Origin of the sequence: Microbulbifer hainanensis, assembly GCF_014904735.1 — a bacterium.
GTDB lineage: Bacteria > Pseudomonadota > Gammaproteobacteria > Pseudomonadales > Cellvibrionaceae > Microbulbifer > Microbulbifer hainanensis.
Genome location: NZ_JACZCR010000042.1, coordinates 13,963 through 31,474 on the forward strand (window position 1 = coordinate 13,963; position 17,512 = coordinate 31,474).

Here is a 17,512-nt window from a genome sequence, read left to right on the forward strand (position 1 = left end):
CTAAGGCCGATTAAAACAGGTCTTCCTCGAGATCCATCAGCGTGTGGCTGCCGGCATTGATGCTGGCGGCCAGGGCCTGGGCCTGCGGCAGCAGGCGCGCGAAGTAGAAACGCGCAGTCTTCACCTGCCCCTTGTAGAAGTCGTCCTCACCGCTTTTCGGCAGTGCCACCGCGACCACTTTGGCCCACATAAAGGCGTAGGCCACGAAGCCGAACAGGTGCAGGTATTCCACTGACGCGGCGCCCGGCGCGTGCGGGTCGTCTTTGGCCGCCGCCAGCATCTTGGCGGTAGCGTCTTTCAGGCGCTGCAGTTCCGCTGCCAGCGGCTGGACGAATTCCGCCATTTCCTCGCGGTCCGCCTGCTCGTCGATAAACTGCTGTACATCCGAGGCAAACAACTCGAAGAAGGCGCCGCCATTGGCGACAGTCTTGCGGCCGGCCAGGTCGAGCGCCTGGATGCCGTTGGTGCCCTCGTAAATCTGGGTAATGCGCACATCGCGCACCAGCTGCTCCTGGCCCCACTCGCGGATATAGCCGTGTCCGCCGAATACCTGCTGGCCGATGATGGTGCAATCCAGGCCCTTGTCGGTGAAGAAGGCCTTGGCCACCGGTGTGAGCAGCGCGACCATTGCTTCCGCGCGCTTCTTCTCTTCGCCCTCGCCGAACTTGGCGATATCCAGCCACTGCGCCACGTAGGTGGACAGGGCACGACCGCCGCCGATCAGTGCCTTCTGGGTCAGCAGCATGCGGCGCACGTCCGGGTGCACGATGATCGGGTCAGCCGTTTTTTCCGGCTGCTGTGGGCCCGCCGGCGAGCGGCTCTGCACGCGATCGCGGGCGTATTCCAGCGCATTCTGGTAGGAGCGCTCGGAGGCTCCCAGCCCCTGGATACCCACACCCAGGCGCTCGTAATTCATCATGGTGAACATGGCCGCAAGGCCTTTGTTCAACTCGCCGACCAGCCAGCCCTTGGCGCCGTCGAAATTCATCGCGCAGGTTGCGGAGGCCTTGATCCCCATCTTGTGCTCGATGGAACCGCAGTTGACGTGGTTGCGCTCGCCGATGCTGCCGTCTTCATTGACCAGGAATTTCGGAACCAGGAACAGGGAAATCCCCTTCGGGCCCTTGGGCGCGTCAGGCAGCTTGGCCAGCACCAGGTGGATGATGTTCTCGGACAGATCCTGGTCACCGCCGGTGATAAAGATCTTGCTGCCGGTGATGCTGTAGCTGCCGTCGTCCTGCGGCTCGGCCTTGGTGCGGATAATGCCGAGATCGGTGCCCGCGTGGGGCTCGGTCAGGTCCATGGCGCCGGACCAGGTGCCGGCATACATGTTCGGCAGGTACTGCTGTTTCAGTTCCTCGCTGGCGTGGGCATCGATAGCCAGGCAGGCGCCGGCGGTGAGCACCGGGTAGAGCGCAAAGGAAATATTCGCTGCGTTGATCATCTCCTCGACCTGGGCGCCGAGCATCTTCGGCATCCCCATGCCGCCGTACTCCGGGTTGCCCAGCAGCGAACCCCAGCCACCTTCGCAGAAGGTCGCATAGGCTTCCGGGAATCCCTTGGGCGTGGTCACGACGCCGTCGTTCCACTGGCAGCCCTCTTCGTCACCGGAGCGATTGATCGGATCCAGGGTATTGGCGGCGAGCTTGGCCATCTCTTCCAGAATCGCGTCTGCGGTTTCGCGATCTACAGCACCTTCCAACCCGGGCAGACGCGCCCAGAGTTGATCCGCAGCAAATACTTCATGCAGCAGGAAGTTCATCTCCCGCAATGGTGCCTTGTACTCGGCCATGCTCCCGATCCTCATTCAAGTGTTTCAAACAGTTGTTTGAATCTAGGCGCGCAGGGAAGGATTGTCAACTGCAATGCGGCATGACGGGGAGAGGAATCCGGCTATAGGGGGCCCCGGCGGGGCTGTGGACATCGCGTCCACAAACCCGCCCTAGGCGTTATGGGGAAAGCAGCGGCGAGATATCGAGATGTTCGGCGGCCCGGCGGAAATCCGCCCCGGGGTCGTGGGGCACGATGCCGAGCAGCGGCGCCGGCAGCAGTGACTGCAGGGTGGCGAGATTTTCCTGCGGGCGCGCCATGTCGTCGCGCACAAAATTCGCGACCCAGCCGGCCAGCGCCAGGCCATCGCGGCGGACCGCCTCGGCGGTCAACAGCGCGTGGTTGATGCAACCGAGCTGCATGCCCACCACCAGGATCACCGGTATATCCAGCTCCCGCGGCAGCTGTGACAGGAAACTGCGCGGGCCGAGGGGCGTGCGCCAGCCGCCGGCGCCCTCGATCAAGACCAGATCGGCACCGGCGGACATGACACCGCGACAGACGCCGGCCATGCGGCCGACATCGAGCACCCTGCCCGCTTCGCGCGCGGCGATATGCGGCGCTATCGCCGGCTCCAGCGCGATGGGATTGACCTGCTGGTAGGGCAAATCCATGGTCATGGCTTCCTGCAGCTGCAGGGCATCCTCATTGCGCAGCCCGTCCTCGGTTTCGGTACAGCCGGAAGCCACCGGCTTGACCGCGGCAGTTTTCAAGCCGCGCGCAGCGGCACTCGCCAGCAATCCCGCGGTCACATAAGTCTTACCGACCTCGGTGTCGGTGCCGGCGACGAAAAAAGTCCTGGTCACGAAAATCTCCGGGTTTTTTAGTTGACGCCTCTTTAAACGTCGTCTACTTGATGATAAGTTACCCACTTAGTGCAATTTTTAATCACCCTCAAGCATTGAGCTGCCCGGGATTAGGATAATTGCCTAACAAATTTCCCGGTCTGTCCGGGGATGTCAGCGAGGGACAGCGCTGTCACGCATTGCGCCACGATATTCCTCTGGGCGGTACTGCGAGAGCACGGAAGCTACCGAAATACCGGAAAACCGACAACGAGAGCTTTTGCCAAGACCATGCGATACCTGACACTTGCCCTGCTGATGCTGGTGCCCGCACTTTCCTTTGCCTCAGTGAAACCCGTCGACCACGTAGTCGTGTACAAATCCAAAGGCCTGATGCAACTCAAGCGCGATGGCCGGGTAGTCAAAAGTTACAAGGTCGTGTTCGGCGATAACCCCAAGGGCCACAAGGTCCGCCAGGGCGACGAGCGCACCCCCGAGGGCCGCTACACCCTCGACTGGAAGAACCCCAAGAGCCGCTTCTACCGCTCTATCCACGTGTCCTACCCGAACAAGCGCGACCGCGCCCGTGCGGCCCGGCTCGGTGTGAATCCCGGTGGCGACATCATGATTCACGGCATCAAGCCGGAGTGGAAAGGGATGGAGAAATACCTGTCGCGCATGAACTGGACCGACGGCTGTATTGCGGTGAACAACCGCGAGATGGACGAGATCTGGGCCCTGGTGAAGACGCCGACCCCGATCGACATCTACCCCTGATCCAGAAACCTGCCCGCGCCGGCCACGCCGGCGCCCCGCCCGGCCTTCCCTACCTCCGGGCGCTGTAAATCCAGATAGAACACTTCGTAGCTGGCCGGCAGGCCGGCTTCGCTGCGTGTGGATTCATAGGCTTCAGCCAGGCGCCGCAACACTGCGCGGGTCGTCAGCCCTCGGCCGGCCGCGCGGTTGACGTTGTGTGCGCCGACACTTTTCAGTTCCCGCATCAGCTCCTGCACGCGATCGAAGTGCAGAACACGCATCTCTTCACGCACGGAGCCATCCAGGCCGGCGCCACCGGCCGCATCCTGCCACGCTGTGCGCGGCAGAAAGCGGTTTACATGGACGCCGTCGTCCACCTGCGCCCAGCTCTGCCTCAATTCCCGTAACGTCCCCGGTCCCAGAGTCGCGATCAGACTGCGACCGCCGGGGGCGAGTACGCGCTGCAATTCGCCGAACAGCTGCGGCAGTCGATAGCACCACTGCAGCGCGAGACTGGAGAACACCAGATCCACGCTGCCGTCCGCCAGCGGCAGGCTCTCGGCGTCCGCGGCGATATAGGCATCCGCGACCGGACGCTCGGCGCGCGCATAGCGCAGCATGCCCTCGGCCAGGTCCACGGCAATGATTTCCGCCTGGGGAAAGCGCCGGCGCAGCAGATCGCTGCCATAACCGGTACCGCTGCCCAGGTCGACAATCCGCTTCGGCGCCCAGCTGTCGCCGGCGCCGCTCAACAGCTGGCGGCACACGGCGCGCTGCAGGTGTGCCGCCGCGTCGTAACTGGCGGCGGCGCGGCCGAAGGAGCGGGCCACGTCGCGCTTGGCAAAAGGAGAGGAGTCGCCGTGCGCCGGATCGGCGCGGGACAGCAACTCACGGATTTTTTCTGCGACCAGCGCGGGGTGGGAAACCTGCAGCGCATGGCCACAGTCATCCAGCACTTCCACCGGCAGTTTTTGCGCCGCCAGTTTCTCTGCGGCAGCCGCTGGCACCAGCGCGTCGCGCTGGCCGAACAGGTGCAACGCCGGCACCGCTATTTCCGCCATTACCCCGCGGTTATCCAGCTGCCCCAGCGTTTCCAGCGCGCGCGCCCAAGCGTTGCCGATCGCCTGCGGGCGCCAGCTTTTCAATTGTTTCAGCAGTGTGTGCAGGGCGCTGTCACCGCGCGCCTGCAGGCCGCAGAATTTTTCCCAGGTGGGCTCGGGCGCATGAGTGAGCGACGCGCAGAAATCGGCAAATACCGGCGGGGCCATGCCTGGCCAATCATCCCGCTGCACGAAACTGGCGTTGGCGGCGATGGTCAGCAAGGCGGCGATTTTGTTCTGCCCCGGCTGTGCGGCCAGGCGCGCGGCGAGCATGCCACCCAGCGAGTGGCCCACCAGCATGCAGTTGCGCGGCAACTGTGCATAGAGCTGTTGCAGCAGTGCCTCATCGTCCGGCCAGGACTCGGCTGTGCGGTCGCCAAAGCCGGGGAGTTCCAGCACTGTGATCGGCGGGCAACCGTCGAGCGCGTCTAGCAGTAGCTGCCAGTGCCGGCGATCGCAGCCCCAGCCGTGCAGCAATACCAGGTGATCTATCGGCTTCACGAAGCCACCGCTGTGCTGTCGTCCCGCTGCAGCGCGGCCGCCAGGGCCGCGATCAGGTCGTCTATCTGTTGTTCACTGTGCGCCGCGCTCAGTGTGATACGCAGGCGCGCGGTGCCGGCTGGCACAGTCGGCGGGCGAATCGCGCCGACGAGGAACCCGCCCTGGCGCAACTGGTCGGCGACGCGCATCACCGCAACTTCATTGCCGAGCAGCAGCGGCTGGATCGCACTGGCGGATTCGCTCAGGGGCAGCCCCAGCTCGACGGCGCGGGTGCGGAAATGGGCGATATTGCGCTCGAGCCGATGCTGCAGCTGCGGCTCCCGCTGCATGGTTTCGATCGCAGCCAGGCAACCTGCCGCCACCGCCGGCGGCATGCCGGTGGTGTAGATATACGGGCGGGCGAACTGCACCAGGTAGTCGATGAGTTCCCGCGAACCGGCCACGAAGGCGCCGGCGTTACCGGCGGCTTTGCCGAGGGTACCCATGACCACCGGCGCCTCGTCCTGGCCCAGCCCGGCGGCAGCAGCGCTGCCGGCCAACGGCAGCGCATCACTGCCCATCACGCCGAAGCCGTGGGCCTCGTCCACCATCAGCCAGGCGCCGTGGGCACGGCACAGTGCGGCGATTTCTGCCAATGGCGCACAATCGCCATCCATGCTGTAGACGCCGTCGACGGCCACCAGAATATTGCCGCCGGCTTGCGCCGCGCGCTGCAGCTGCTGCTCCAGCGCACCCAGGTCACTGTGACCAAAACGGCGGCTGTCGGCGCCGCACAGGCGCGCACCGTCGATCAGTGAGGCGTGGTTGAGCTTGTCGGAAATGATGTTGTCACCGCGCGCGACCAGCGCGCAGATGGTGCCGACATTGGCCATATAGCCACTGGAAAACACCAGCGCGGCCTCGCGGCCGGTGACTTCGGCGATCTTGTCCTGCAACTGTGCGTGCGCCTGCAGGTGGCCGTTGACCAGGTGCGAGGCGGTGGCACCGGCACCCAGCTCGGCGCCGCGCTGTTGCGCGGCAATCACGTCCGGGTGTGTGGCCAAGCCGAGGTAATCGTTACTGCTGAAGGCGATCAGGTCGCGCCCATCCACCCGCGCCACCGGCCCCGGCGCAGCGGCCAGGGTCTTGAGTTCCCGGTACAGGTTGCGCTCGCGGCGGTCCGCGAGGCGCTGGCGCAGGGTGTCAGACAGGGTCATTTTGCCGCGTCGTAGAAGTAGGGATCGTTGTGCTGTTCGGCGATCTGCGCGTTCAGGTCTGCCTCCACCGCGGTTTCGTCGGCGTACTGCTGGTACTCCTCCGGCTGGATACCGAGGCGGCCGAACAGCTGCATGTCCTTGTTGGCTTCCGGGTTGGCGGTGGTCAGCAGCTTCTCGCCGTAAAAAATGGAGTTGGCGCCGGCCAGGAATGCCAGCGACTGCATTTCGTCGCTCATGGCCTCGCGGCCAGCGGACAGGCGCACGTGGGATTTCGGCATCATGATGCGCGCCACCGCGATACAGCGGATGAACTCGAACGGATCCAGGTCTTTCTCGCTTTCCAGTGGCGTGCCCGCCACTTTCACCAGCATGTTAATCGGCACGGATTCCGGGTGCTCCGGCAGGTTGGCCAGCTGCATCAGCAGGCCGGCGCGGTCTTTCTCACCCTCGCCCATGCCGATGATGCCGCCGGCGCAGACTTTCATACCCGCCGCGCGCACGCGACCGAGGGTCTGCAGCCGGTCTTCGTAGGTACGGGTGGTAATGATGTCACCGTAGTATTCCGGCGAGGTGTCCAGGTTGTGGTTGTAGTAATCGAGACCGGCATCGGCCAGCTCCTGCGCCTGACCGTCATCGAGCATGCCGAGGGTCATGCAGGTCTCCAGCCCCAGCGCCTTCACCTCGCGCACCATCTGCGTAACGTAGGGCATGTCTTTCTTCTTTGGTGAGCGCCAGGCGGCGCCCATGCAGAAGCGGGTGGCGCCGCCGGCCTTGGCCGCGCGGGCCTCTTCCAATACCTTCTCCACCTTCATCAGCTTTTCCCGCTCCAGGCCGGTGTCGTAGCGCGCACTCTGCGGGCAGTAGGCACAGTCCTCGGGGCAGGCGCCGGTCTTGATCGAACACAGGGTGCTGACCTGTACACGGTTGGCGTCAAAGTGCATGCGGTGTACCTGCTGCGCAGTGAACAGCAGATCGTTGAACGGCAGCGCGAACAGGTCCAGGACCTGCTGGCGGGTCCAGTCGTGGCGAACATTGGCGGTGGGCATTTGCTGGGCAGCGGTCACGGCGCTTACTCTCTCTTTTTCGGATTCGGTGCGGGTGCAATAGACCCGAGAATCGCCAGTGTAGCGGCGGCCGAACCGCTGTCAACCGGAAGACCAGGGAATGGTTTACAGACACTTTTCGCGCTTTCTGTCACGCCACTTGACCCGCTGTCTGCTGTGCAGTGCCGCATGCCCGCACCCCAGCGGCATCTGTGGCCCCTGCCAGGCGGACCTGCCGGCACTGCACCACGCCTGCGACCTCTGCGCCCTGCCGCTCCCCGATGGCGCCAGCCGCTGTCCGCACTGCCTGCGGCGGCCGCCGGCGTTTACCCGTGCGCGGGCGGCCTGGCACTACTCCTTTCCGGTCGGCCAGCTGATCCACAACTTCAAATACCGCGGCGATCGCGTTGCCGGCCGCGCGCTGGCCCGACTCGCCGCCGAGCGCCTGATGCCAGTGGCGGAGCCCCCGGACCTGCTGGTGCCGATACCGCTGCACTGGCGGCGCTACTGGCACCGCGGCTTCAACCAGGCCCAGTTGATCGCCGCCGTCTTCGGTCATCAGTGGCAGATACCCGTGATGCCACGACTGCTCAGAAAGCGCACTGCCACCAACACGCAGCAGCAACTGAATCGCGGGCGACGGCTGGGCAACCTTCGCGAGAGCTTTATAGCCTCTAAAAAAGTGCGCGGTCTGCGTATCGGCCTGATCGACGACGTCATCACCACCGGTGCCACACTGGAGGCGGCTGCCCAGGAACTACTGAACAGTGGAGCGGTGGAAGTCAGTGCCTTTGCACTTTGCAGGGTGAGCTGAGCCCGGTCTCGTTTCCCTGCCGCCCCCTTATCCGAGCATTAGGCATAGACGGCCAGCCAATTGGGCACAGTGGCGACAACCTGCCGGTGCCAACAGACATGGAATCCTTCCTTAGGCCACAGGTCCGGGTCGCTGACCAATCGTTCAGACATAAATTGGTGTAGGCCCGCCAGTGGTGGCCACCCACCTTGGCCAGAACCCCCTGATTACTCGTCCCATTCGTCCCGCTCCCCGATAGACCGAAATTGGTATTAACGTCACAATTGCGCCCCCTTGCGGCCTGGCGCGCCTGTTTCGAGCGGGCGCAGCGCTGCTAACGTTTAATGAGAGAACAGCCGCTCGCCGTTCCACGATTTACCGCGAGCCGAGGATTCAGCGATGAGTGAATACAAGTTACCGCGCGGTATCGTGATCAGCGGTACCGGTCTGTGGACGCCGCCGGAGGCCATCAGCAACGAAGAGCTGGTGGAGGCTTACAACGCCCATGCGGAGCGCTATAACAGCGAACACGCGGCCGAGATCGAAGCCGGCGAACTGACCGCCAAGCCGTTCTCGTCGGCAGAATTTATCGAGAAGGCGTCCGGTATCAAGAGCCGCTATGTGGTTTCCCGCGAAGGCATCCTCGACCCGCAGCGGATGCGCCCGTATATCCCCGAGCGGGCCGACGACGAACTGTGCCTGCAGGCCGAGATGGGCCTTAAGGCTGCAAAGCTGGCACTCGAAAAAGCGAACAAGAAGCCAGAGGACATCGACGCGGTCATCGTCGGCGCCTCCTACCTGCAGCGCTCCTATCCGGCTATTGCGATCGAAATCCAGGGTGCGCTCGGTATCGACGGCTTCGCCTTCGATATGGAAGTGGCCTGCTCGTCGGCGACCTTCTCGCTGCAGCGCGCCGTGGACGCCGTGGCGTCCGGCTCCGCCCGCGCGGTGCTGGTGATTAACCCGGAACTGGCGTCGCCGCAGGTCGACTTCACCGACCGCGACAGCCACTTTATTTTCGGCGATGTGGCCGTGGCCAGTGTCGTGGAGCGCCGCGAGACCTGTAGCGCCGACAGCGCCTGGGAAATCCTCGGCACCAAGGCGAAGACCGTGTTCTCGAACAATATCCGCTCCAACTTCAGCTATACCTCCCGCGCCGCGGATGTGGACCCGTTCGGCGACGGCAAGCTGTTCCGCCAGAACGGCCGCAAGGTGTTCAAGGAAGTCTGCCCGATGGCCGCCGCGCATATCGAAGAACACGTGCGCGCCACAGGCAGCGAGCCTGAAGAAGTGAACCGCTACTGGCTGCACCAGGCCAACATCAACATGAACAACCTGATCGCAAAGAAGCTGATGGGGGACGACGCCAGCGCCGAGCGCGCACCGATCGTGCTGGATCGCTATGCCAACACCGGCTGTGCCGGCTCGGTTATCGCGTTCAACCTGCACAGTGACGACCTGCAACCGGGTGACCGCGGAGTGATCTGCTCCTTCGGTGCCGGCTACTCGATTGGTAGCCTGGTGCTGGAGAAGATCGCGCCCTAATGAAAAAGCCGGGCGCTGCCCGGCTTTTTAATCCTGTTCCAGTTTCCGCAGGATGCCCTCCGCCCACGCGATCCAGGTGCGTTCCGCCTCGATTCCGAGCGCCAGTGTCTCCCCCGCCAGCCAATAGCGCTCCTGCAAGGCCGGGTCGCTCTGCTCCACCCGCTCGCTCTGTTCGAGGTAGCTCTGCAGCAGCGCCCGGTGCTGTTCCAGCTGCCGAGATACCGTATCGTGCGCCTGCTGCCGGCTGAGGTGGTGGCCGGCAAACAACTGGATCAGGAAAGGCTCGCGGATTTTTTGCGCCGGTGCCGGCTGCTGCACCCAGTCTGCCAGCGCGGCGCGGCCGGCATCGGTCAGGCTGTAAACCTTCTTGTCCGGCTTGCCCGCCTGGGGCTGCTCGCTGCAATCCAGCAGCCCCTCGGCGTGCAACCGGTGCAGTTCGCGATACATCTGCTGGTGACTGGCACTCCAGAAGTGCGACACGCTGCGCTCAAAGCGCCGCTTCAGGTCATAACCGCTGCCCGGTTCAATATCCAGCAACGTGAGTACGGCGTAACGCAGGGACATGGGGACTCCGATCAGCTTATGCAACTAGTTTCATAGATAAGCATGTTAACCGCCCACCCGCCGGTCTGGCTATCAGCGACCACCGGATAGATCGAGATACACATCGTAATAAATGTGACATATATAGGATGTACATTTTCATTAATGCACAAAGGTTAATATGTAAATCTAGACGCAGCCGAAATTGTAGATATAATCGCCAGCCTATTCTGCCGCCGGCCCGCCTGGCGGTTTGTTGTTTTATCGAGGTCCCGATGTCCATGTCCTCTCCCGCCCTGATACCAGATGCCACATTGCCACCGACGAGCGGCGCCCTGTCGCGCCGCCGTGAGCTGTTGCTGGATATCTTCGCGATGAACAGCTTTTCCTGGGCCATTGCCATTCCCATCGAGCTGGGGCTGGCCGGTATGGGCTGGCGCGAGCACCTGCAGGTCCGCCTGATGGCGGTCCTGTTCAACACCCTGATCGCGCGCCCCTTCAGCGCTTACCGCAACTGGGTGATTGGGCGTTTCGGCGGGCGCAGCCGCCTGAGTGCCTACCTGGTGGACACCTTTGTATTCCTGAGCTTCCAGTTCCCGCTGTACCTGGGCAACATGCTGCTCGGCGGCGCCAGCTGGAATGAGATCGTCACCGCCAGCATCACTTTCATGATGATTGCCGGTGCCCTCGGCCGCCCCTATGGGATTTACCTCGACTGGCTGCGCCAAATATGGATAAATAGGCGCCCGCTGGGGGATTCCTGCCCGGCGGCCTGAGAATTCGCGACCACAGAGGACTTTGCCGTGTTGACCAACGCCATCGAAAGCAGCGCTATGACCATTGGCGTGGTCGCCGGCACCGCAACGGATACCCGTTTCGGCCTGGACTTTCTCGCCGCACGCGACATCCGCGGTATCGGCCAGTCCCTGTCCGCCTCCCCCCAGGCCCAGACCCAACTCCAGGCCCTCGGCCGCGACGCCCTTACCGCGCAGCTGATCGGCGCAATCGCCGAATTGCACGCGGCCGGCGCGCAGGCGGCGATGATCTACTGCAACTCCCTCTCCGGGGCCGTGGATATGGCAGCCGTGAAGGCGGCCGCGCCGATCGACGTCATTTCTCCGCTGGAGGTCTACGCGGAGCTGACCAATCGCTACCGCAATTTCGGCCTGCTCGCCGCCAACTGCCAGAGTTGTGCCAATATCGAGCGCGAGATTCTCGCGCGCAACAGCACCGCCAAGGTGATCGGTATCGGCAACCTGCAGATCGTCGAGGACATCGAAGACGGCGTGGCGCCAGCCCTGATTGTGCAGCAGCACGCACTGGACGAACTCGCCTCGGCACTGGTGAAGAGCGGCGTGCAGATTTTGATCCTCGGCTGCACGCATTTCGACTATTTTTATCGGGAACTACTCGAATACTGCGATGGCATTCGCCTGTTCCTGCCTTCCGAGCGCATGCTTCAGCTGATCTGCCAGCGCCAGCCCCAGGCGGCGTAATCCCGCAGCTGCTTCGCAGCAGTTAGTACTCACGTACCTCACAACTGTCGCAAACCGGTAAATTTCGCTTGAGTATGGCGACGGTTTGCAGTATCACACTGGCCGTAAAACATAAGAGGTTTTCTTTTACTCTCAAATTCACGCGGGCCGCTGGAATTGGCCTGCGACAACTAAGTGGTAACACGGATGAACAAGACCATTTGCCCGCGGGTGCAGCGCGCAGCCCGCAGCGGCCTGCGCGCCGCCTTCGGCCCGCTGCCGCTCCTGAAACGTTTCGCAACCCCCATTTTTGCCGCCTGTTTTCCCGCGGCCGCACTGGCGGCACCGTCGCAGATCTCCCTGATCGAGACCCGGGTGCCACTTTATTGGCCCACTGCTCTCGGGGCCGGACTGATACTCCTCACCATCTTTACCATCACCCTCAAGGCGCGCCTGCGCCGTGCCATCGACGATGGCGAACAGCGGGCCGCGTCACTGAAAGAGGAGAACGACAAGGTCTACCGGCAACTGCAGTCCTACGGTAGCGAGCTGGCCGCACGCCAGCGGGAACTGGCCGAGTCCCGCGAAGCCATCGAACAACAAAAGCAGGAAAGGACCGATATGCGCGCGGTGTTTGGCCACCATCTGCGCCAGCCCCTGGAGGCGATGCAGAGCACGCTCAACCTGCTCAGCCGCAGTGGCGACGGGCAAGCCGGTGAACTGGCAGGCATTGCCCAACGCCAGCTTCGCGGCGCCCTGCAATCGCTGGAGGAAATTTTGCGCCTCGGCGACCTGGAAACGGTCGAATTGACCGAAACCGCCAAGCTCCCTCCCGGCCAGAATCCGAGCCTGGCGATACTTCTGGTGGAAAATGGCGAGCACGACTCCCTGTATACATCACTGGAAATCCGCGGCCACCGCGTGCAACGGGAGAGCAACGGCGTTGACGGCGCCGATGCCGCTCTGCAGAAGAAGTTCGACCTGGTATTGATCGATGCCCGCCTGCCACTACTGGACGGCGTCGAGGCGACGCAGAGGATCCGCCGCGGCGCCGGGCAGGAGCTGCCCATCTTCGCCATGGTTGCCGGACTGCAGCGCGGCGACAAGGAGCGCTACCAGGCGCGCGGCCTCACCGGCGTACTGGCCCACCCGGTCGCCGAATTCCAGCTGGAACAGCTGCTGAACTGGGGTGTACGGCGCGCGCGCAAAGCCACCGGTGACCGCAAGCAGCCGCGCCCCACCCGCCTGCTCAACACCAACACCCTGTGCCGGCAGCGCGACACGCTGGGGCACCTGCCGTTCGCGGAACTGCTGAGCGATCGCTCGGCCACGCTACCCAAGAAAACCACTGCGCTGACCAGCGCCCTGACCGGCCGCCACTGGCTGGATGCGGAGAAAATGGCGCAGACACTGGCAGCGAGTGCCGAGGAGATCGGCCTCGAAGCTGTCGCCGCACGCCTGCGCGCGCTGTCCGCGCGGCTCTCCATCGACAGCGAGCGGGAGTACTGCCGCCACCAGCGCACCGAACTGCTAAACCTGATGCGCACATCCATCGAGCAGCTGAAGAACTGGCGTGAACAGAATGTGCACACCGAGTGGGCGCTGAAGTGAATGTTTGGTCAAATGTGGTCGCGCGGACTTGAAGTGTGGGCGCACGCCCGCACAATATTGAAGTCACTTTCTCGCGAGATAACATCATGACGGAGCAGTTCCCCACCAAATCCGCCGAGGCCCGCGAACAGGGCGGGCGCGACCTGGCCACGCTGGTCTACCTGATTCAGGCCATCAGCCTGTTCACTGCGGTACCGTTTTTTATTGGGGTGATCATCAACTACGCCAAGCGCGGTGATGTGCGCGGCACCCTGGCGGAATCCCACTTCCGCTGGCAGATCCGCACCTTCTGGTTCAGCATCCTGTGGATCGTGGTGGGCTGGGCCACCGTGTGGATTTTCGGGCTGGGATTCCTGATTCTCGGAATCAGCTGGATCTGGGTGGTATACCGCGTGATTCGCGGCTGGCTGGTATTGGCGGATAACCGCCCCGCTTACTGAATAGCAAAACGTCGCCCATCGGCAGTAGCGGCGGCAGGCCGCCACTGCCGATCGAGCCCTAGAACTGGCCGGTTAGCGCCAGCATAAACAGGTCCGGCGGCAGCTGCTGTCCGTTGACCTGCAGATCCCCCCGGTTTACCTCCAGGTGCATCTGCAGCTCCCCGTCATTTTCCAGCAACAGTCCGTACTGGCGCAGCATCATTGCCTGGGCCACCAGCGGCGACTGCATCAGTGCCTGCTCGGCCGCGGAAAAGGTCGCAGTGCCGGTCATCGGCTCAAGCCACTGTCCCGGCGCCAGCTTGACCGGGCGCGCAGAAACCGGCAAACCGCGCCAGTCCACATCTGCATCCATCATTACCGGGCCATTGGCAGATTCAATCGCCAGTTGCTGCTGCAGCTGCAACGGCCGCTGCATCACCCGCTGCCAATTGCGCTGGGTGGCGGGCAACATCAACGCACCCAGGTAGTGCGCCAGGTCCGCGACACTGATCTGCGGCAATATCAAATGCTGCTTCACCGAGGAGATGGGCGTGGCCGACTGGATTTGCGGCAGGACCAGGTCGCTGACCAGCTTCAACCGGCCGGAATCCAGTTGCTCCAGGTCGAGCTGCAGACTGGCATCGTGCAGTTCCAGCGGACCCGATTCGGACTCACCGCGCAGCATCGACAGGGCGAGATTTGCCTCGCCGCGGCGCTCGGCCACCGCGTAGTGGAACCGGCCCTGTGCCGGCTCCGAGTGAAACTTCTCCACACCGCCCTTGGTCAGCTGCGCCGCACCAACCTCGAAGGTGCCGTCCAGTGCGGTACCGCGATAGTCGGTTTCGAACAGCAGCCGCGCGCCATCAAACTTCAGCTCGCCGCCGCTATCGCTGCGAGTGAACGGCTCCAGGCGCAGCGTATTGAGCACACGGTTGTCCGTGCCCACCAGTGTCTCCAACACCAGCGGGCTGTGGTCGAGGCGCCCGTAGAACTTCTCCAGCTGCACCCGCAGCGACGGCGCCAGTTGCCCGACTGTCAGGCGCGTCTCGCTGTAGACAGCCCCGAGGCGGGGCCCGCCGGCCGTAAACAGCACCGGGCCGTGCTGGATATTACTGCGCAGCTCGGTATTGCCCTCGCTCGACAGCACTTCGGTACTGGCCTCGGCACCAAACCAGCCGCGCTGGTAGTCGAGGACGCGACCGCCCTGAATCTGCCCCAGCTGCTGTTTCCAGGTTTCCTCGACTTTGGGGCCGACAAATCCCGGAGCGATTAACGCGGCCGCCAGTGCCAGGGCGGAGACAGACAACAGGAAAAGGGACAGTTTCTTCATGGATATAGCGCTGGTTATGCAGTTTGCCGGATATTAGCAGATCCGCCATGACCCAGTCCCGCAGCCGGCGGCCGTGGGAGATGACCACCGGCTCACTATCATAAGAACTATATGGTTCGGGAGGATGCTTCCATGGCGACTGGCCAGCCCGGCGAGGCCGTGACCTTTGTCGTGCACCACCGGGTACAGGCCGGCGATGCTCCCCGCTACGAGGCGTGGCTGCAGCGCATCGTCTCCCAGGCCCGCACCTTCCCCGGCCACCGGGGCGTCAGTGTCATTCGCCCCGAGCAGAACGCCGGGGACCTGACCTTTACCTCGGTGCTGCACTTTGCCACCGAGGAATCTCTTAGCAACTGGATCAACTCCGCCGAGCGGCGACAACTGATTGAAGAAATAGCACCTCTGCTCAGGAGTGGCGACCAGATCGAGGTGGCGCCGGGGGCCGAATTCTGGTTTACCCCCGGCGCCCCGGGACTCGACCAGCCACCGCGCTGGAAACAGGCCCTGCTGACCTTCTGCATCATTTATCCACTGACACTGATTCTGCCCCTACTGTGGCGACCGGCTTTTATCCACTGGCCGCTGCTGGGCGGATTCGTGCTGAGCAATCTGCTGATCACTATTTGCATCGTGACGCTGGTCGTCTACCTGCTGATGCCATGGGCCACCAGGCGATTCGATGCCTGGCTAACCCGGTAGCCGCGTAAGCGCTTGAGGAGAGACCATGAACACTGAACTCATACTCCACAACGGACGTATTCACACCGTAGACCCGGAACTTCCGGAAGTCAGTGCCGTGGCCGTAAGCGACGGTCGCTTTGTCGCCGTGGGCGATGACAGCGAGGTGATGCAAATGCGCGGCCCGCACACGCGGGTGATCGATCTGCGCGGGAGAACCGTGATTCCCGGCCTCAACGACTCCCACCTGCACCTGATCCGCGGCGGCCTGAACTACAACCTCGAGTTGCGCTGGGACGGCGTGCCCTCCTTAGCGGATGCGTTGCGCATGTTGGAGGAACAGGTCGCGCGTACACCGACACCACAGTGGGTGCGCGTGGTCGGCGGCTGGACCGAATTCCAGTTTGCGGAACGGCGTATGCCCACCCTCGACGACCTCAACCGGATAGCACCGGACACACCGGTGTTCGTGCTGCACCTGTACGATCGCGCCCTGCTCAACCGCGCCGCGCTGCGTGCGGTCGGCTACACCAAGGACACCCCCGACCCTCCGGGGGGAGAGATCCAGCGGGACAAAAACGGCGAGCCCACCGGCATGCTGATCGCGCAGCCCAATGCGATCATTCTCTACGCCACCCTAGCCAAAGGGCCGATGCTGCCGCTGGAATACCAGGTCAATTCGACCCGCCAATTCATGCGCGAGCTCAACAGCCTGGGTGTGACCAGCGCCATCGATGCCGGCGGCGGATACCAGAATTACCCGGAGGACTACCGGGTAATCCAGCAGCTGGCGGACGATAACCAATTGACCGTGCGCATCGCCTACAACCTGTTTACGCAGAGGCCCAAGGAGGAACTGGCAGACTTTAAAAACTGGACCGGCAGCGTCACCTACCGCCAGGGGGATGAATTCTTCCGCCACAACGGCGCCGGCGAGATGCTGGTCTTCTCCGCCGCGGATTTCGAGGACTTCCTCCAACCGCGCCCCGACCTGCCCGAGTCCATGGAGTCCGAACTGGAGCCCATCGTCCGGCTATTGGCGGAAAATCGCTGGCCCTTCCGCCTGCACGCCACTTATGACGAATCCATCTCGCGCATGCTCGACGTGTTCGAGAAAGTGAATCGTGAGATCCCCTTCGACGGCCTGCCCTGGTTCTTCGACCACGCAGAGACCATCTGCCCGCGTAATATCGAGCGGGTGCGGGCGCTGGGCGGCGGTATCGCCATCCAGGATCGTATGGCCTTCCAGGGTGAGTATTTCGTCGACCGCTACGGCAGCGCCGCTGCAGAACAGACGCCGCCGATCCAGCGCATGCTGTCCGAAGGTATCCCGGTGGGCGCCGGCACCGACGCCACCCGCGTATCCAGCTACAACCCCTGGACCTCCCTGTACTGGCTGGTGAGCGGCCGCACCGTCGGCGGCCTGCAGCTCTACCCGGAGGGGCTATCTCGCGAGACTGCGCTGGAACTCTACACCCACGGCAGCGCCTGGTTCTCCTCCGACCAGGGTGACAAAGGACAGATCAAGGTGGGCCAACTGGCCGACCTGACAGCGCTCAGCGCAGACTACTTCTCGATACCGGAAGAGGAAATCCGTGGGCTGGAATCGGTGCTCACTGTGGTGGGTGGCGAGGTGGTCTACGGCCGCGGCGACTTCGACAAACTGGCACCGCCGCCGATTCCGGTATTGCCGGAATGGTCGCCGGTGGCACGGGTGCCCGGCTACTGGCACCCGCCAATGGCCGCACGCAACAGCCTGCACCGCTGCTGCGGCCCCTGCGCGGTGCACGGTCACAACCACCGGTTCGCCCGCGGTTCACAACTGCCGATCACGGATTCCGACTACCGGGAATTCTGGGGAACCTTTGGGTGTTCGTGTTTTGCTTTTTGACAGACTGTGCAGAAGG

At 63.4% G+C, this 17,512-nt stretch carries 16 protein-coding genes; 9 read left to right on the top strand and 7 right to left on the bottom strand.

Annotated features, from left to right (window positions below):
• Window positions 1-10 precede the first annotated feature (10 nt).
• Both IG168_RS16360 and bioD read right to left on the bottom strand, forming a co-directional pair.
• Window positions 11-1,792, bottom strand: coding sequence for an acyl-CoA dehydrogenase C-terminal domain-containing protein (locus IG168_RS16360; protein ID WP_193165588.1), 1,782 nt, complete (start codon window positions 1,790-1,792; stop codon window positions 11-13).
• A gap of 157 nt (window positions 1,793-1,949) precedes the next feature.
• The gene (bioD, locus tag IG168_RS16365; RefSeq protein ID WP_193165590.1) at window positions 1,950-2,636 is read right to left on the bottom strand and encodes a dethiobiotin synthase; all 687 of its coding nucleotides are present in this window, start codon (window positions 2,634-2,636) and stop codon (window positions 1,950-1,952) included.
• 270 nt (window positions 2,637-2,906) lie between these two features.
• On the opposite strand from bioD, the gene IG168_RS16370 reads away from it, so the two are divergent.
• Entirely contained in the window at window positions 2,907-3,392 is a 486-nt protein-coding gene (locus tag IG168_RS16370) for a L,D-transpeptidase family protein (protein WP_193165592.1), read from the top strand.
• Here the strand turns inward: IG168_RS16370 and bioC are convergent.
• Genes bioC through bioB form a run of 3 tightly spaced genes read right to left on the bottom strand, consistent with a single transcriptional unit; the run spans window position 3,383 to window position 7,214 of the window.
• Window positions 3,383-4,972, bottom strand: a complete 1,590-nt coding sequence (bioC, locus tag IG168_RS16375; RefSeq protein WP_193165593.1) for a malonyl-ACP O-methyltransferase BioC — start codon at window positions 4,970-4,972, stop codon at window positions 3,383-3,385. The two genes, IG168_RS16370 and bioC, sit on opposite strands and share 10 nt — an antisense overlap.
• Entirely contained in the window at window positions 4,969-6,168 is a 1,200-nt protein-coding gene (gene bioF / locus IG168_RS16380; RefSeq protein WP_193165595.1) for an 8-amino-7-oxononanoate synthase, read from the bottom strand. Before bioF ends, bioC begins: the two co-directional genes overlap by 4 nt.
• Window positions 6,165-7,214, bottom strand: coding sequence for a biotin synthase BioB (bioB, locus tag IG168_RS16385; RefSeq protein ID WP_193165649.1), 1,050 nt, complete (start codon window positions 7,212-7,214; stop codon window positions 6,165-6,167). The genes bioF and bioB overlap by 4 nt, the downstream gene beginning before the upstream one ends.
• Before the next feature lie 118 nt (window positions 7,215-7,332).
• Here bioB and IG168_RS16390 point away from each other — a divergent pair, with 118 nt between their 5' ends.
• Entirely contained in the window at window positions 7,333-8,025 is a 693-nt protein-coding gene (locus IG168_RS16390) for a ComF family protein (RefSeq protein WP_193165597.1), read from the top strand.
• Window positions 8,026-8,403: 378 nt separating this feature from the next.
• A complete protein-coding gene (locus IG168_RS16395; RefSeq protein WP_193165600.1) occupies window positions 8,404-9,549 on the top strand; it encodes a beta-ketoacyl-ACP synthase III in 1,146 nt (381 codons plus the stop codon).
• 27 nt (window positions 9,550-9,576) lie between these two features.
• Here IG168_RS16395 and IG168_RS16400 read toward each other — a convergent pair whose 3' ends face one another.
• Window positions 9,577-10,113 carry a PadR family transcriptional regulator gene (locus IG168_RS16400; RefSeq protein ID WP_193165602.1) on the bottom strand — a complete coding sequence of 179 codons (537 nt, stop codon included), beginning with the start codon at window positions 10,111-10,113 and terminating at the stop codon, window positions 9,577-9,579.
• 254 nt (window positions 10,114-10,367) lie between these two features.
• Between IG168_RS16400 and alaE the strand changes: the two genes are divergently transcribed.
• From alaE to IG168_RS16420, 4 genes are all read left to right on the top strand, one after another.
• Window positions 10,368-10,868: an L-alanine exporter AlaE gene (gene alaE / locus IG168_RS16405; RefSeq protein ID WP_193165604.1), complete on the top strand. Its 501-nt coding sequence runs from the start codon at window positions 10,368-10,370 to the stop codon at window positions 10,866-10,868.
• 27 nt (window positions 10,869-10,895) lie between these two features.
• Window positions 10,896-11,588: an aspartate/glutamate racemase family protein gene (locus IG168_RS16410; RefSeq protein ID WP_193165606.1), complete on the top strand. Its 693-nt coding sequence runs from the start codon at window positions 10,896-10,898 to the stop codon at window positions 11,586-11,588.
• Between the two features lie 186 nt (window positions 11,589-11,774).
• Entirely contained in the window at window positions 11,775-13,178 is a 1,404-nt protein-coding gene (locus IG168_RS16415) for a response regulator (protein ID WP_193165608.1), read from the top strand.
• Between the two features lie 86 nt (window positions 13,179-13,264).
• A complete protein-coding gene (locus IG168_RS16420) occupies window positions 13,265-13,618 on the top strand; it encodes a DUF4870 family protein (protein ID WP_193165610.1) in 354 nt (117 codons plus the stop codon).
• A gap of 58 nt (window positions 13,619-13,676) precedes the next feature.
• On the opposite strand, the gene IG168_RS16425 is transcribed toward IG168_RS16420, so the two are convergent.
• Complete coding sequence (locus IG168_RS16425; protein ID WP_193165612.1) at window positions 13,677-14,927, bottom strand: DUF945 family protein; 1,251 nt, start codon at window positions 14,925-14,927, stop codon at window positions 13,677-13,679.
• 132 nt (window positions 14,928-15,059) lie between these two features.
• Here IG168_RS16425 and IG168_RS16430 point away from each other — a divergent pair, with 132 nt between their 5' ends.
• Together IG168_RS16430 and IG168_RS16435 are read left to right on the top strand one after the other, a co-directional pair.
• Entirely contained in the window at window positions 15,060-15,626 is a 567-nt protein-coding gene (locus IG168_RS16430; RefSeq protein WP_226877065.1) for an antibiotic biosynthesis monooxygenase, read from the top strand.
• A gap of 25 nt (window positions 15,627-15,651) precedes the next feature.
• A complete protein-coding gene (locus IG168_RS16435) occupies window positions 15,652-17,496 on the top strand; it encodes an amidohydrolase (RefSeq protein WP_193165616.1) in 1,845 nt (614 codons plus the stop codon).
• Window positions 17,497-17,512: the final 16 nt, after the last annotated feature.

Coding starts and splice junctions, on each gene's coding strand:
- alaE (WP_193165604.1), top strand. CDS start 10,368: ATGTCCATGTCCTCTCCCGCCCTGATACCAGATGCCACATTGCCACCG.
- IG168_RS16360 (WP_193165588.1), bottom strand. CDS start 1,792: ATGGCCGAGTACAAGGCACCATTGCGGGAGATGAACTTCCTGCTGCAT.
- bioB (WP_193165649.1), bottom strand. CDS start 7,214: ATGCCCACCGCCAATGTTCGCCACGACTGGACCCGCCAGCAGGTCCTG.
- IG168_RS16395 (WP_193165600.1), top strand. CDS start 8,404: ATGAGTGAATACAAGTTACCGCGCGGTATCGTGATCAGCGGTACCGGT.
- IG168_RS16400 (WP_193165602.1), bottom strand. CDS start 10,113: ATGTCCCTGCGTTACGCCGTACTCACGTTGCTGGATATTGAACCGGGC.
- bioF (WP_193165595.1), bottom strand. CDS start 6,168: ATGACCCTGTCTGACACCCTGCGCCAGCGCCTCGCGGACCGCCGCGAG.
- IG168_RS16420 (WP_193165610.1), top strand. CDS start 13,265: ATGACGGAGCAGTTCCCCACCAAATCCGCCGAGGCCCGCGAACAGGGC.
- IG168_RS16430 (WP_226877065.1), top strand. CDS start 15,060: ATGGCGACTGGCCAGCCCGGCGAGGCCGTGACCTTTGTCGTGCACCAC.
- IG168_RS16390 (WP_193165597.1), top strand. CDS start 7,333: ATGGTTTACAGACACTTTTCGCGCTTTCTGTCACGCCACTTGACCCGC.
- IG168_RS16415 (WP_193165608.1), top strand. CDS start 11,775: ATGAACAAGACCATTTGCCCGCGGGTGCAGCGCGCAGCCCGCAGCGGC.
- IG168_RS16425 (WP_193165612.1), bottom strand. CDS start 14,927: ATGAAGAAACTGTCCCTTTTCCTGTTGTCTGTCTCCGCCCTGGCACTG.
- IG168_RS16435 (WP_193165616.1), top strand. CDS start 15,652: ATGAACACTGAACTCATACTCCACAACGGACGTATTCACACCGTAGAC.
- IG168_RS16370 (WP_193165592.1), top strand. CDS start 2,907: ATGCGATACCTGACACTTGCCCTGCTGATGCTGGTGCCCGCACTTTCC.